The organism is Heliorestis acidaminivorans (genome assembly GCF_008933955.1).
Taxonomy (GTDB): Bacteria; Bacillota; Desulfitobacteriia; order Heliobacteriales; family Heliobacteriaceae; genus Heliorestis; species Heliorestis acidaminivorans.
On sequence record NZ_WBXO01000003.1, the window covers coordinates 151,169 to 166,319 of the forward strand.

Here is a 15,151-nt window from a genome sequence, read left to right on the forward strand (position 1 = left end):
CGAAAACCTGCCTTCATAGGCAGGTTTCCTTCTTCCTTTTAATAAAGAAAGAAAGGAGCAAGCAAAGTGACCGCACTACTATTTGGCTATTTTGTTGTATTTATGGCTCGAGTAATTGATGTAACTATGATGACCCTTCGTGTCCTCATGGTTATGAGAGGCAAAAAATTATGGGCTGCTACTTTTGGCTTTTTCGAAGTATTAATCTACATCATCGCCTTAAAGCTTGTCTTCGATACACTCGATGATCCTGTCAGTCTCATTGTCTACTCCCTTGGTTTTGCCGCCGGTAATGTTGTAGGTAGTTGGCTAGAAGAGAAGCTGGCTATCGGTTACTTGACCATGCAAGTTATAACTTTCCGCGATGCTTGGAACTTTTCTGATCGCTTACGAGAACAAGGCTTCGGTGTCAGCCTTTTCCCTTGCCAAGGACGAGAAGGATGTCACCAACTTCTGAACATTGTTTTTGAAAGAAAGCGCTTCCGAGAGCTAGAGAAAAAAGTAAACGAATGGGATCCTAAAGCTTTTGTTACTGTTACAGACACGAGGCCCATACGAGGTGGTACTTTCCGAGCTACCCGTAAATAAGGCATTAGTTCTGTCAGCTTTTATAAAAACAATTTTTTTCTCTTTGTCTCACTCCTATCCTTTGCTATACTTAAAACAAAGGATTTTTTTTGAGATATTGAGGTGTATCGTGCAAAAAATTGTTGCCAAGATTTCTGAAGAACAAAAACAAAATGTATACAATGATTTAAGTGAAGCAGGACAAGCTAATGGCTACTTTTATCTAATGGTCAGTCTATCTGGTATTGTAGCCACTCTTGGTTTGCTTACCAATAGTGCCGCTGTCATTATTGGAGCCATGTTAATTGCACCACTGATGAATCCGATCATCTCAGGCTCACTGGCTATTACATTAGGTGACACACAACTTTTGAGAAGAGCCTCATTCGCAGAGCTCACAGGACTTACTCTAGCTATTGTCTTAGCTACTTTCATTACTTTGCTATCTCCCACAAGAGAACTTACACCAGAAATTCTAGCACGTATTGAACCTACTCTTTTTGACTTGCTTATCGCACTAGCTTCCGGTGCTGCCGGCGCCTATACGATTACATATCACCCCAAATCGTCGGCCTTACCAGGTGTAGCTATTGCCACAGCTTTAATGCCACCGCTATGTGTTGTAGGTATAGGACTAGCTACATATGAATACAGCGTTGTTATGGGCGGCTTTCTTCTTTTCTTAGCTAACTTAATTGCCATTAGTCTTGCTAGTTCTATCGTTTTCTTGCTGGCTGGTTTTACTTCTAAGTTCAGCGGAGAAAAACAAGAAGTTCTTAATGTTCGTCAGCGTTTTACCATCTCTATTGCCTTACTCGTGATTATCTCCATCCCTTTAATCACCATCATGGCCAGAGCTATTGATCGCAATCAAACAGACAAGCTTATTTATCAATCTTTGACTGACAACTTACAGATCATTCCTCGAACAGAACTAGTGTCATATAATTATCAGAAAGAATCATCAGGGATGAATATTTATGCTGTAGTTCGCTCTCCAGAGCACTTTACACCAAACCAACTTCGCGAGATAGAAAACCTCCTTGAACATAAGCTAAAAGCTCCCGTCTCCTTGCAAATGCAGATGGTTCGTGTTGCAGAAGTCGATCGTCACTCTTTGGTAGATTCTTCAATAGAGGAAAGAGTAGTTCCCGCGATGGCTCTATCAACAGAAACAGAAAGTTCTTCTCTTACTCTGAATAATCCAGAAAAACTTATCGAAGATATCCTCATCGAAAAAAGTCGTGTCTCTCCTGATTTTGAGTGGAAAACTTTCTCCTTTTCTTACTATCGAGATACATCTACCTATAGAGTAACGATCCATTTAGAGCCTGAGGCTATCATTGATAGTTCTTTGACAAACCTTCTAACTAATCTAATTGAAGATCGCTTAAAAAGAAAAGTCACTTTATCTATCATTCAACCTGTAGTAAAAGAAAGCTCCGAAGTGGATGAAGAACAAAGGGGAGAAGAGGACGCTATAGATTCTTCAGATGCTGATTCTGACAAAAAGATATAAGAACAAAAAGCTAAAACAAAAAGGAGAAGGCCTGAGTAGGCCTTCTCCTTTTTGTTTTATTAATAGTAGTACCAGATAGAGCGGTACTCTTCAATTAATTCCCCTCTTCTCTCCATTTCCTGTAGGAAACTGAAGATGGGTACATCACTATGCAAGAAAGGTTCACTTTCTAGGTTGCTGTGATCCCAAGGGAAAAATTCATAAATCCTACTTCCCTCTTCATCGATCATAATCACTTCATGATCTTGACCAGCGCGGAGATAGTTCTTGCCTAAACGTGGTATATTAAAAACTGCTTCATCAGAGCGATCGAGACCTGGGTTGAGGCGAGCTTCCTCTGATTGCTCCTGCAAAAGTCGAGCAATAGGAACTCGATAGTCTTTAGTTTCTTCTTTGCCCTTAGCATTAAAAGTGTAGTAAGGGTCCACACCCATAAGACGCAACCTTTTACGCAGTGCTACCATTTCAAATCGTCGAGCATTATCCATGGTGTAAACACCCTGATTATAAACTGGAATTCCTCTATGTCTTAATCTTTGAATAGCAAGCATAGCTTCTGGCGTAGTCTCATAGGAATGTTCAAAATGAGTCATTACAGCCACTTCACGCTTTCCAGGAATAGAATATTTAGCTAGCAAGTCAGCAAATTCTTCTGTAAAGCGCATGGGCAATACAACGGGCATGCGACTGCCAATACGAATTCTACGTACATGTTCTAGCTTGCTAACTTCTTCTAGAATTGTAGCAAAAACATGATCATTCATAACAGCAGGGTCGCCACCAGTGATTAAGATCTCTTCTACTTCAGGATGCTCTCTGAACCAGCGCAAAGCTTTATCTAGCTTGTTGCGAGAAGCTTGAGCTTTCTCCGAAAGAACATCGTCAATCTCCCAGTTGCGCTGACAATAGACACAGATTTGTGCGCAAGTGTTGTAAGGCTTTAAGATAGCAATCATAGGATAACGACGAGTAATCAACTTTTCTGGAGACGTATCTCGCTCTCCCATGAAATCAAAAGTCTTAGTGGGATCTTGTCGACCAGCAATAATCTCTTTGACGTACTCTAAGGGGGGCAATACTTGCGCTCTAATGGCATGGTCACGACGACGATGGGAAGCAAAGTCCATTAAAGATACATAATAAGGTGTTATTCCAAAGGGAATTTGATGTTCTTTAGCTAGTACAATAGCCTCTTGCTCATCCTCTGTAAGATCAACAAGTTGTGACAAAGTCTCTACATCTCTAATAACATTGCGGCATTGCCATTGCCAATCTTGCCAATCCTTTTCTGTAGCTCCGAAATAATCAATAATTCTTTGACGGTTTTCTGCTCGCTCCTGTAAAACAGAAGTTTCAAAACCATGGGGATACTTTCGAGCTGACTGCAAGGCCTGGCGAGCCATCTGCGAAAGTCTTTCATCTTGAGAAGCCACCTCGCCTTGTTGCACAGCACCATAAAGCTTGGTTTGCCCTTTCATAGCCGTAAAAAGATGACTCATCTCTTCAATAAAAGCTAGCGATACTGGTCGATTTGTTTTTTGAGCTATTTTGTATAAAGTCTTAAGGGCACTTTTTTGAGTAACATCTTCATTTCTTTTAGCAAAAATATTTTTTAATACGTGCAAAGCCTTACGGCCTACTTGTCGCTCCATAGGATTGAGATAAATCTTGCTATGCAAGCTTTTCCGCTCAAAGTCGTGTAGATAATTATAAACCCGCTCTCGAGCTTCTTCTAAGGTTCGGCTTTTCGAAAGAAGCTCTAAAAGTATAGGATTGGCTTCCCAAAAAGTAGCCACCGCTTTTTCAACCTGCTCAGACAAGGTACTTTCAGGTAAATTCCATTGGGGAATTGGGTGTTCAAAACCCATGAACCTCACTCCTTCCAATGTCTAAAAATAGAAAAGCCCTCGACAAAGATGCGTCGAGAGCTTAAAAGGCGTAAGAAAGAAAAGCTTGTATTCTATTCAAAAAATACAAACTCATATGCGCCCGTTCGCACCATCCACGCTTACGAAGTTAGCTGACGGATTCGGATGAATGGTTCACCCTACCGGTTCTTCCCCGGATTCACCCCAATTATTGGTTCCCCCGCTTCCTTATCATAAAGATAAGAAACTCAGCGTTCAAAAGGGCACTATTCGTTTTTAACATCATGATTATAGCATAAAAAAGGCATCTTGTATACAAAATTTCTCTTCTTACTTGATCCGCCTATTTGTTTTCCCCTTCTGGTATATTATTTTTCTTATCTCCACGGTACATCTGAAGAATTTCAATAGGAATAGGGAAAATGAGAGTACTGTTTTTGTCACTTGCTACTTCCGAAAGAGTTTGCAATGTTCTCAACATCAAACCAGCAGGATCACGACTAATTACGGTAGCTGCATCTAACAGTTTCTGAGAAGCTTGAAATTCCCCTTCGGCGGCAATAACTTTAGCTCTTCTTTCCCGCTCTGCTTCCGCTTGCTTAGCCATAGCACGGCGCATACCTTCAGGTAAGTCTACGTTTTTGATTTCTACACCAGTAACTTTAATTCCCCAGGCATCGGTCTGCTTATCTAACTGTTCTTGTAGCAAGGAATTTAATTTGTCGCGCTGAGAGAGCATATCATCAAGCTCATGAGCGCCTAGAACCGATCTTAATAAAGTTTGTGCTAACAAGGTCGTAGCATGTCGATAGTTTTGAACATTTAAGATAGCCGCCTTGGGATCGGAAACAGAAAAGTAAACAACAGCATCAATTGAAACAGGTACGTTATCTTTGGTGATTAGATCTTGCCTTGGCACATCAATAGTGGCTGTCCTTAGATCAATAGGAATAGTTTGATCAATGCCAAAAGGCAGTACAAAGTTTAAGCCTGGATCAAGTACTTTAACGAACTTTCCAAATCGTAACAAGATAGAACGCTCATATTGCCCCACAATTCGAGACATAGAGAAAAGTAAAAAAGCAATGAGAATAAACCAAAAGCCTACGGAAAGCAGATTGAAAAAACCATCCATATCATTGATCATCCTTTCTTCATTCTTATATTTTCCTTTTTATTAGACTTCATTCCCATTATTGGAAAGAATAATAAAAACAAAAAAATTCTGACTTTCTATGTTGTCAGAATTTACTTTATTGATGTCTTCTTATATTTTCTTTTTCCTTTAATTAAGCTTCTATTACTCATACATTTAGCTTCACGAAGATTTTGGAATTCTTTGGTAACACTTCATCTCTTCGTAAGACATAACCTGGTTGCGCCCCTGTCCTTTGGCCATATATAAAGCTTTATCGGCGTAATCAATCAGTTTCATAGCACTGTCGATTTCGACATCTTCACTTGGTACGGTTGTAGCAAGGCCAATACTGACCGTAACATGATCACTAATGGAGGACATGCGATGAGGAATCATAAGTTGCTCAATCTGATGACGAGCTTCTTCCGCTAGAGTAAGAGCTTTATCGCCTGCTGTATCAGGCAAGATAACAGCAAACTCCTCACCACCGTAACGACATACTAGGCTTCCTGTAACCTTGAAAAAGCTCTGAAATGCTGAGGCAACTTCTTGCAAACAACTATCGCCGCTTTGATGTCCATAAGTATCATTAAAATCTTTGAAAAAGTCTAAATCAATCATAAGTAGAGACAGCTCAAGCTCATCTTCACTACAGCGATTCCACATAAGTTTGAGATATTTATCGAAGTATCTTCGGTTAGCTATACCGGTGAGAGCATCGTAAGAGGAAAGCTGTTCTAAATTCTGAACGGCTTCTTCTAGTTTTCGAGTTACTTCTAAGAGCTTTTTCTCACGAGCCTGTCGACTGTCCATCTCACTTTTCATTGATAATACAGATCGAACACGACCGATTAAGTCTACTTTCCGAATAGGCTTAGTAATATAGTCGATCGACTCTTGATGAAAAGCTTCATCTATTTCATCCATATCAGTAATTCCGGTCATCATAATCACAGGCGTATTTTTGAATTTTTTGTGGCTTTTAATTTTCTTGTAATCAGCTAGGGCATCGGAGCCTTTTACTTCGCCAACTGATAAAGCTAAATCCATTAGAACAAGATCGATCTTATCGCCTACTTTATCTCCTCTAACATTACAATTACATAAATCAACAGCTTCTTCAAGCGTTGATGTCGTTATGACTTTGTAGCCAGATAGATGCAAAATAGATTGTAGCATTGCCTGTACTTCTCGGTCTCCGTCGATAATCAAAATTTTCATCTTTCCTCGGCTTCTGCGACAATATCTATCTGCAGAATAGCCTTCCCCCCCTTCTGCTTATCGAATCTCAAGTTTCAATATTTTTATAACAAGTGGCTGTTCCGTCTTCTTAAGCTCAATTCTTATTACTAATAGTTCTCTCTCTTTGTTCAAATTCCTCTTTTCTCTTGTTAGAAATGATAGAAGCATGAGAATCTACAAACTTGTTATGTATGGTATATATTTCATGGTCCACAAAAGCTATGACCGCTGAAAAATAGTAAAGACTATCTATACTGTATTTATTATGAGGGGAGTAGCTGTTGTGAGCCTTTTGAATTGGAAGAAAAGTCTACAAAATTTTAAGAAACTCTTTGTTGTGGACTCCTCTACACAAGGTAAGACTTTTTCTCTCAGTTCTAGTCGTCAGCCTTATCAGAGGAAAGTAACTCTCACGAGAAAATACAATCCTAAAAACAAAGAGAAAAGGGATATTCCTGTTGCAACTAAAGATATTCAGAAGGCTATAGCTTCTCTCTTTCATGCCAATAAAAATCCCGATTTTGTCAATCGTGTTCTTAAAACCTCATATGGGCAAATTTCAATCTTTTATTATCAAAGTATGATTGATGCACAGCAAGTACAAGATGCGGTGATTGAACCGCTCGTTAGTTTGAATGCGGAGCAAGAACAATTGTCTTGGGAGAACTTAAAAGATCTACTTACTTACAGTCATGTCACAAAAGAAGTTACGACTTTAGAAGACAGCGCTGTTCAAATCAGTGCAGGGAGAGTTTTCGTCCATGTTGAAGGTTTTGCTATTGCTCTCGCTGTCAAAGCAGGCACTCGAGAAAGCCGTGCCGTAGAATCACCAAAAACAGAAACAGTCATCCGCGGTGCTAATGACTCCTTCGTAGAAGAAATAAGAACTAATCTCTATTTACTACGCATGCGCTTGTCGATTCCTGAGTTTATTGCTGAGCCTATTGAACAACCGCACCGCTCACAAGAACGTCTTTATATGCTTTATATTGAAGGGGTCACCTCTCCAAAGCTGGTAAAGGAAATGCGTAGAAGACTTCAAGCAATCAATGTCGATGCCCTCCATAGCATCGGGAATCTAGAGCATTACGTTCAGGGAAGGCCTTTATCAGTCTTTTCGCAAGGAATTACTACGGAAAGACCTGACCGAACGATTAGTCATCTCTTAGAAGGCTCTGTGGCAGTAATGATGAAAGGAAGCCCCAATGCCTTGCTGATGCCTGTTACTTTATGGTCTCAGCTTCATAGTCCCGAAGACTATTACTTTCGTTGGCCCATCGGTACTTTTGCTAGGGTTATTCGTCTCATTGCATTAATTGTGGCCATTTTCTTGCCTAGTCTCTATATAGCGGTCGTGAATTTTCATCCTGAAATGATTCGAACAGAGCTCATGCTTTCTATTGCTTCGGCGCGAGAACGAGTCCCCTTTCCAACCTTTTTAGAAATCCTATTCCTAGAGCTGGCTTTTGAGTTTATTCGTGAATCAGCTTTACGCATTCCCAATATGATTGGACCAACTATCGGCATTGTGGGAGCTATAATTATTGGACAGGCTGTCGTTGAAGCCGGTATTGTTTCGCCTATAGTCATTGTTATTTTAGCTATTACTGTACTGGCCGGTTTTTCTATACCTTACTATACGCTGACTTATAGCGTCCGGATTTTGCGGCTTATTTTTGTTTTTTTTGCTAGTACCTTTGGTTTTTTTGGTATCGTTGTAGGACTTCTGCTACTAGCCCACCATCTCGTCTCACTAAAGTCTCTTGGTGTGCCTTTTCTCTCACCTGTAAGTCCACTTCGTCCAGGTAATCAAGATGTGATCATTCGCCCTCTACCTTATCTCCAAGAATTACGCCCTACCTTTATGGGTGTTTTAAATAAACAAAAAGAAGCTCTCCTGCAGAGGCCCTGGGATGTAAATACGCCGTCGGAAATTCATTTGTTGAAAAGCTATACAAGATCAAAGAAGCCTGCTCTAAGGAAAAAGAAAAAGCAATGAAGATACGCAAAAAAGACGGCGTTATCGGTAGCTTTGAAGCTTTTTGCCTCTGCAATTACTTGATCTATACAAAAATGTTCTTGGCCATGCCACGTCACCTGATTGAAGAAGCAGGCCCTATCGCCTGGGCTGTACCTATTCTTGTACTGATTTTTTCTCTACTCTTTTTCTATATCCTAACTAACCTACTCCAAAGATTCGAAGACTTATCATTCTTAGAAATCATCGGGGAACTGTGGGGTTCCTCCATGCAATGGATTATTGGTGTTCTTTTTGCCTTTTTATTTCTAGTCATTACAGCCTATCAGCTTCGCATTATTGGTGAGTTTCTCTTAAGTACACTCTTGCCTCAGACGCCGCTATCAGCTGTACTTTTTATTATGGTCGCTACCTTTGTCTATCTGGCCTACTTTGGCATTGAGAATCTAGCCCGTCTGGCAGGGTTACTTTTTCCTTGGCTCCTCGTTGCTTTTGTCGTTACCTTTTTGTTAGCTGTGGGAAGAGGTGAATTCTACAACTTTTCCCCTTGGCTCGGATACGGTGAGTGGAGACTCTTCGTTTCTACTGTCAATCATATTGGAATTTATAAAGAGATTCTTTTGCTGGCTTTTATAGCACCACTTTTTCGCAAACACCAAACGCTTCGACGCACGGGCTTTACTTCTCTTATCTTTGTCGCTTTTTTCTTCTTCTTTGCTATGGCCATTTATATTTATGTTTTCCCTGTTCACACAGGCTCGGAGTTAGGATTTCCCCTTTTCCAGTTGACTCGCTTGGTCTACTATGGCGCTTTTTTACAGCGCATCGATCCGCTTTTTATGTTCGTTTGGGCTTCTATATCCATTGTTGGTATGGCAACTGGTCTTTACGTTAGTGCTCTCTCGCTGGCCCAAGGCGCTAAAGCTTCTGACTATCGACCTTTTCTATTTCCGCTAGCCGTCATTCTGCTGGCTATTGCTTTTTACCATGAATCTAGCATGGAAGCTGTTAAAAACTATCGATTATTCCCTGCCTATATAGCGATTCCCTTTTTTGGCATTCCCATATTGGCCTGGCTCTGGGCCTTGCTCTTTCACCGTCAAAGGAGGCAAAGGCAATGAAGATAAAGTCCTCATCTCTACCTAAAGCTATTTTTCTCTCCTTGCTTTTGCTTCTTACTCTATTGAATACAGGCTGTTGGGATCGGCGAGAGCTAGAATCGCTTGCTTTTGTCTTAACGCTAGGCATTGACCAGAGCGCTATCGATAATCAATATGATTTCACTTTCCGCATTGCTGTGCCAGGTAATCTGGACCCTCGTGGTGGTAAAGGTACAAGTGCTGAAGAAATGCCAGATACGAGTAAAGTTGTTACGGTAACAGCTCGCTCTCTTCCTGAAGCTATCTCCTTGCTGAGAACAAGCATTGAGCGAAGTCTCGACTTCCGCCATCTTCGGGTTGTTATTTTTGGTGAAGAATTGGCCTACAAGGAAGGCCTTCTTTTCCACATTGATCATCTAGAAAGAGATCCTCATTTCCGTCGCACTATTTATGTATGGATTAACAAATTTGGCACAGCTAGAGACGTTTTTTTGATTAACATGCCTGTGTTAGAAGCTTTTGTAACACGCTATATTGAAGGTACTAACGAAAGCATTCGTGAGACAGGTTATGCTCGACCCATTATTTTGCATGACCTTGTGGCTGAAACGGAAGAGCATCATGTTGATACGGTGATTCCTTTGATTTGCATCAACCCTATCATAGAAGAAGAGAAAAAAGATGGCAAGATAGTGCCCATGCCAACAGAAAAGTACAGGGAATCAGTTAAAGATATTATTGGTGGAGAACAGATGGAGCATATCAACCGTTCCGGTGGCAACCCATTAGAAATAATTGGCCTTGCTGTAATCCAAGAAGGCAAAATGATTGAGCAAATATCTGGCTGGGAGTCACGTGTTTACAGTCTTTTACGAGACAGCTATCGTTATGGCACTTGGACTTTTGAAGATCCTGAAGTAGAAAATAAAACTTTTGCTGTTGAACTATATCGTTCCCGTCCACCTCGAGTGGAGATAGATTGGCAGAAAGAAGACCCCGTAACAATTGATATTACTTTTTTCTTAGAAGGCAATGTACGAGATATTCAATCTTTAGAAAAGTACATTTCGCCAGAAACCTATCCACTCTTAGAAGGAGTAGTAACAAAGGTAATTGCCGAACAAACTATAGAATTGATAAGTAAAATGCAAGAGCTAGAAACAGATCCCTTCTATTTGGCTCGCTTTATTCGCACTCAAATGCTCTATAAGCAGGAATATATTGCTTTAGATTGGAAGAAGCGCTTTGCTCAGGCTGAAGTGAATGTCACCGTTGACTTTAACTTGCGTCGCCCTGGTCTTGTCATTCAACCGATGGTAATTCCTGAACAGGAGTAGTACAAAGACCCAAGAAAAGAGAGAAAGTACAATGAATTTAGGGCAGTTGATCTTATTGTTAACTATAATTACCATAGTACTTTACACAATTAATTATGGCCGCCAACAATGGCGCAAAGGCCTAAAGCTAGCGGCCCTAACAACTTATCTACTTGCTATTGTGGCTTTTGCTTTTCCTATTTTTCTTATATTCTTTCTGCGCAGTTAATTTAACTTATACTTTACCATCTTTTCTCATGTGTAATGTTTTTATGTTTTGTTTTTTTTCTAAGTCAATTAGCTTCTGAAAGTAACCGAGACAGCTTTTTCTTTTGCTTGGTTCTTTGAGGACACAGTAATTTTGTCCACAGATTTCTTCAGCTTGATAGCCATATATTTTCTCGGCACCTTTATTCCAGCTAGTTATGATTGATTCTTTGTTTACAATAATGATAGCATCTTTCGAATTATCTATAATAGATTCTAATTTACGTAGTCTTGCTTCCATGTAGATTAAAGATTTATCTTCATTCATAATTAAATCACCTACTAGGTAATAAAGTATCTATTTCTTACTTATATTCGAAAAAAGCTTTTTTAGCAAGTATCATTAATTATTTTAATCCACCCTTTACCAAAGCATTATAAAACAAAGAACCTTGACGCTAGATTGACCCACAGTGATTTATTCCACAATAAACACTGTGGGTATGTTTTTTTCGCTTTTGGCATTCCTATATCGCATATGTTATATTGTTTCCACATGATTTCTTTCTTTTCTTAAGTTTATCTTGCTTTTTTATTTGTTTTATTATTTGCAATGATACCTTTTATGAAAAGAAGAGAAGTCATTTTTCATGTCCGCTGTTTCCTTACTCATCTATCATCTATATTTCTAAAATTTCAAAAGGGGGATCTTACTTTGATGCAAAAAATGCGTACCTACTTGTCACCACTGCTTGTCTTTGCAATGCTTTTTACCTTCTTACCTCTAGCAGTGGCTGAAGAAAGTACTACAAACAACACAGCGGCGGCTACGGAACAATGGGAAGCTCTACTTCAGGAACATGTTGATGCTGAAGGGCTTCTTAATGAACTGTTAACCTCTCCTGAGCTGATTCAACTAGCTGGTAGAGCCGCTCTTGGAGCTGACTTTTCACTACAATTGCAAGCTGAATTGATTCAAGATGAAGTATCTTACGGCACGGCTACATTGATGGTTGCCGAAAACCAACAAGATCTGCTTGCTTTAATGGCAGGTTATGCACAATTGCAAAATGGTGCTGATGTTGTCGATGTTATCGCTAATCTTGACGTCGAAGACCTTTTTGCACGTCTGCAAGTTGAAGGGCAAGATGTAGATGCATTGACCTTAGAAGAGCTTGAGAAGCTCTACGAAGACTTTGTTGTGCCTTTTGATGTAGAAAATGCTCTAGCTACTTCTGCTTATCAAGTTCATCTTACTTTAATGGATGTAACAAATACTGATTCTCCGCAAACCGTTTTGGCTAAAATTCTACATTTTGGTGAAGAAGCGGTAGAAGAAGTAGTTGTACCAACAGGTCTTACTGATATCGAAGGTCACTGGGCCAATGCTTATATTCTTGATGCTGTTGAAAAAGGCTTAATCTTTGGCTACGAAGACAAGACCTTTAAGCCAGACCAAGAAATTACTCGTGTAGAATTCTTTGTCCTAGCAGCTCGTGCTTTTGCACTAACAACAGAAGAAGTGAACCTTCCTTTTGTTGATGCTGATCTCGTTTACGAAGACTACAAAGGTGCTGTCTCTGCCGCAGTTGCTACTGGTATTCTAGAAGGTTACGAAAATGCTGATGGCACTTTCTCTTTAATGCCTGAACAAAAAATTACTCGTGACGAAATGGCCGCTTTTGTGGTTAAAGCTCTCGAATTAGAATTAGTTGAAACTGAACTTGCTTTTGCTGATGCTGGTGACGTAGCTACTTGGGCTGTACCTTATATCGCTACAGCTACAGAAAATGGTCTTGTAAAAGGTCAAGAAGAAAACCGCTATGTACCTCAAGGTGTAACAACACGTGCTCAAGCGGCTGTTCTTTTCCTCAACGTTCTTGATTACCTAAATCAAGAGTAAGGAATATGAATTAAAAGCTTAGTAAAAATAGTAGAAAGCCCTGCCTGTCCTAAGTGACAAGCAGGGCTTTCTATTCCTCTTTCTGCTTATGTAGGTTCGCTTTTTTCTTTGCAACCTGATACAATATACAAGCATGGGTTTGGGAATCGAAAAATGCAATAATCTGTCTAGGAGAGTGAAAAGGTGGAAAAGAAACTCAGAGTCGCCATTGTAGGTTATGGCAATATCGGTAAGTATTCCTTGCAAGCTATTGAAACTGCACCTGATATGGAGTTGGCTGGTGTCGTCCGTAGAGCCAGTTCCATGAACAAAGCAATGCCAAAAGAATTGACGGGCGTCCCTGTCGTTACTTCCATCAAAGAGTTAGGTCACGTTGACGTAGCTATCTTAGCAACACCAACTCGTTCTGTTCCTGAACAAGCCAAAGAAATTCTTGCCCTTGGCATTAATACCGTAGATAGTTACGATATTCATGGCGCCCTCGTTGATCTTCGTCGAGATCTTAATGAGGTGGCACAGAAACATAACTCTGTCGCTATCATCTCTGCCGGTTGGGATCCTGGAACAGATTCCATGATTCGTAGCATCTTCGAATTCATGGCTCCTAAAGGGCTTAGTTACACTAACTTCGGACCTGGTATGAGTATGGGGCACTCCGTTGCCGCTAAATCCATCGAGGGTGTCCGTGATGCTCTATCTATGACTATCCCTTTAGGCACTAGCGTTCACCGTCGCATGGTCTATGTTGAGCTGGAAGAAGGCGCAGACTTCAAAGCTGTTGAAGAAGCTATTCTTAAGGATGACTATTTTAACAAAGATGAGTCCCATGTAATCGCAGTACCCAAAGTAAGTGACCTCGTCGATATGGGTCATGGTGTACTTATGGAAAGAAAAGGCGTATCAGGCTCAAGCCATAACCAAATCTTAAAGTTTGAGATGCGTATCAATAATCCTGCTTTAACAGCGCAAGTATTAATCGCCTCTGCTAGAGCAACTTTCAAGCAAAAGCCAGGTGCTTATACGATGATTGAAGTCCCCATCATTGACTACATCTATGGCGATAGGGAAACATTGATTCGTCAACTAGTATAGTCATTAAGGTCTTGCTGAAGAAGTTCTTCTTTAAGCAAGTGCGTACAATTTCTACTGAGTGACGATTAGTTAGGCATAGCTCAGGTAAAGAAAAAAGGTCGAAACCCAAGCAATATTGTGGGTTTCGACCTTTTTTCATATTCTATTCTAGCGACCTACTTTTAATTCTGTCCAGAAACGATCGTAGACGGTAAGGACATCGCCTACGTCTTCTAGCCACTCTGTATTCTTCATCTCTTCATCACTTAAGAAGATCATAGGATTGCTCAGATATTCTTCACTATGTAAAGGGTGAGCTTGCTTATTAGGATTGCTATAACCGATATATTCGTAGTTTTGCACACTTACTTCTGGCTCAAGAATGAAATTAATGAACTTTTCAGCTAGTTCCTTATTCTTAGCACCCTTGGGAATGGCAAAAGTATCAGCCCAAATAGTAGATCCTTCTTTGGGTACAACAAATTCAAGATCAGGGTTTTCTTCATAGATAAAAGCGGCGTCACCAGACCAAACCGTACCAATCCATGCTTCTTCAGCAATGAACTTTTGCTTAATCGTATCAGTATCGAAAGCTAATACATTAGGAACTAAAGTTTTAAGCTCTTCCACAGCTTCTTGTATTTCTGTTTCTGATATAGTGCTGTTGGAATAGCCATTTTTCTTAAGAGCCATGCCAATCACTTCACGAGAATCATTAAGTAAAACAACACGCCCTGCATAAGCAGGATTCCATAAATCTTGCCAACTATTAATCTCATCAGTTACATACTTAGGATTGTAAGCAATGCCTGTAACACCCCAAGTATACACAATAGAATACTTATCTTCAGGATCGTAAGATGGTCTTTGGAAGGTCGTCACCATATTATTCAGATTAGGAATGTTCTCTTTGTTAATCTCCTCCAGCAAGTCCAACTTAATCATGGTAGCAACCATATAGTCAGAAGGCTGAATCAGATCGTACTGAGCACCACCAGCTTGAATCTTAGCTAACAACTCTTCGTTACTAGCAAAGATATCATAATTAACTCTTACGTCATACTTTTGTTCGAAGTCGGCAATAACATCTTCACAGAAGTTATCAGCCCAACTATAAATGTTGAGAACCTGACGACTAGAGCTATCTCCACCTGCACAGCCTGTTAGAATGGATAAAGCGAAGAATGCCATGAGAACTAGAGCTACCATTTTACTTTGCTTACCTTGGAACAATTAGGACTC

General features: G+C 40.1%; 13 protein-coding genes and 1 riboswitch. Of the genes, 8 read left to right on the forward strand and 5 right to left on the reverse strand.

From position 1 onward, the window contains the following. Positions 1 to 66 precede the first annotated feature (66 nt). Both F9B85_RS05480 and F9B85_RS05485 read left to right on the forward strand, forming a co-directional pair. Positions 67 to 588 (forward strand): DUF2179 domain-containing protein, encoded by a 522-nt coding sequence (locus tag F9B85_RS05480; RefSeq protein ID WP_151619344.1) that lies wholly within the window; start codon positions 67 to 69, stop codon positions 586 to 588. A gap of 109 nt (positions 589 to 697) precedes the next feature. Continuing rightward, positions 698 to 2,086 carry a TIGR00341 family protein gene (locus F9B85_RS05485; protein WP_170270204.1) on the forward strand — a complete coding sequence of 463 codons (1,389 nt, stop codon included), beginning with the start codon at positions 698 to 700 and terminating at the stop codon, positions 2,084 to 2,086. A 59-nt stretch (positions 2,087 to 2,145) separates the two neighbouring features. Here the strand turns inward: F9B85_RS05485 and F9B85_RS05490 are convergent, their stop codons facing one another. From F9B85_RS05490 to F9B85_RS05500, 3 genes are all read right to left on the reverse strand, one after another. Beyond that, positions 2,146 to 3,954 carry a KamA family radical SAM protein gene (locus tag F9B85_RS05490; protein WP_151619348.1) on the reverse strand — a complete coding sequence of 603 codons (1,809 nt, stop codon included), beginning with the start codon at positions 3,952 to 3,954 and terminating at the stop codon, positions 2,146 to 2,148. 121 nt (positions 3,955 to 4,075) lie between these two features. Beyond that, a riboswitch (cyclic di-AMP (ydaO/yuaA leader) is annotated at positions 4,076 to 4,218 on the reverse strand. 79 nt (positions 4,219 to 4,297) lie between these two features. Next, entirely contained in the window at positions 4,298 to 5,101 is an 804-nt protein-coding gene (locus F9B85_RS05495; protein ID WP_151619350.1) for a slipin family protein, read from the reverse strand. A 171-nt stretch (positions 5,102 to 5,272) separates the two neighbouring features. After that, a complete protein-coding gene (locus F9B85_RS05500) occupies positions 5,273 to 6,313 on the reverse strand; it encodes a GGDEF domain-containing response regulator (RefSeq protein WP_151619352.1) in 1,041 nt (346 codons plus the stop codon). A 304-nt stretch (positions 6,314 to 6,617) separates the two neighbouring features. Here F9B85_RS05500 and F9B85_RS05505 point away from each other — a divergent pair, with 304 nt between their 5' ends. Genes F9B85_RS05505 through F9B85_RS14310 form a run of 4 tightly spaced genes read left to right on the forward strand, consistent with a single transcriptional unit; the run spans position 6,618 to position 10,957 of the window. Next, entirely contained in the window at positions 6,618 to 8,333 is a 1,716-nt protein-coding gene (locus tag F9B85_RS05505; protein WP_170270205.1) for a spore germination protein, read from the forward strand. Continuing rightward, a complete protein-coding gene (locus F9B85_RS05510; protein WP_151619356.1) occupies positions 8,330 to 9,433 on the forward strand; it encodes a GerAB/ArcD/ProY family transporter in 1,104 nt (367 codons plus the stop codon). Before F9B85_RS05505 ends, F9B85_RS05510 begins: the two co-directional genes overlap by 4 nt. Next, entirely contained in the window at positions 9,430 to 10,749 is a 1,320-nt protein-coding gene (locus tag F9B85_RS05515; protein WP_151619358.1) for a Ger(x)C family spore germination protein, read from the forward strand. The genes F9B85_RS05510 and F9B85_RS05515 overlap by 4 nt, the downstream gene beginning before the upstream one ends. Before the next feature lie 31 nt (positions 10,750 to 10,780). Beyond that, positions 10,781 to 10,957, forward strand: a complete 177-nt coding sequence (locus tag F9B85_RS14310) for a hypothetical protein (RefSeq protein ID WP_170270207.1) — start codon at positions 10,781 to 10,783, stop codon at positions 10,955 to 10,957. A 6-nt stretch (positions 10,958 to 10,963) separates the two neighbouring features. On the opposite strand, the gene F9B85_RS05520 is transcribed toward F9B85_RS14310, so the two are convergent. Continuing rightward, the gene (locus F9B85_RS05520) at positions 10,964 to 11,263 is read right to left on the reverse strand and encodes a PAS domain S-box protein (RefSeq protein ID WP_151619360.1); all 300 of its coding nucleotides are present in this window, start codon (positions 11,261 to 11,263) and stop codon (positions 10,964 to 10,966) included. Positions 11,264 to 11,653: 390 nt separating this feature from the next. Here F9B85_RS05520 and F9B85_RS05525 point away from each other — a divergent pair, with 390 nt between their 5' ends. Beyond that, positions 11,654 to 12,838 carry an S-layer homology domain-containing protein gene (locus F9B85_RS05525; protein WP_170270209.1) on the forward strand — a complete coding sequence of 395 codons (1,185 nt, stop codon included), beginning with the start codon at positions 11,654 to 11,656 and terminating at the stop codon, positions 12,836 to 12,838. 183 nt (positions 12,839 to 13,021) lie between these two features. After that, positions 13,022 to 13,930 (forward strand): diaminopimelate dehydrogenase, encoded by a 909-nt coding sequence (locus F9B85_RS05530; RefSeq protein WP_151619364.1) that lies wholly within the window; start codon positions 13,022 to 13,024, stop codon positions 13,928 to 13,930. Positions 13,931 to 14,077: 147 nt separating this feature from the next. Here F9B85_RS05530 and F9B85_RS05535 read toward each other — a convergent pair whose 3' ends face one another. Beyond that, complete coding sequence (locus F9B85_RS05535; RefSeq protein WP_279237727.1) at positions 14,078 to 15,142, reverse strand: polyamine ABC transporter substrate-binding protein; 1,065 nt, start codon at positions 15,140 to 15,142, stop codon at positions 14,078 to 14,080. Positions 15,143 to 15,151: the final 9 nt, after the last annotated feature.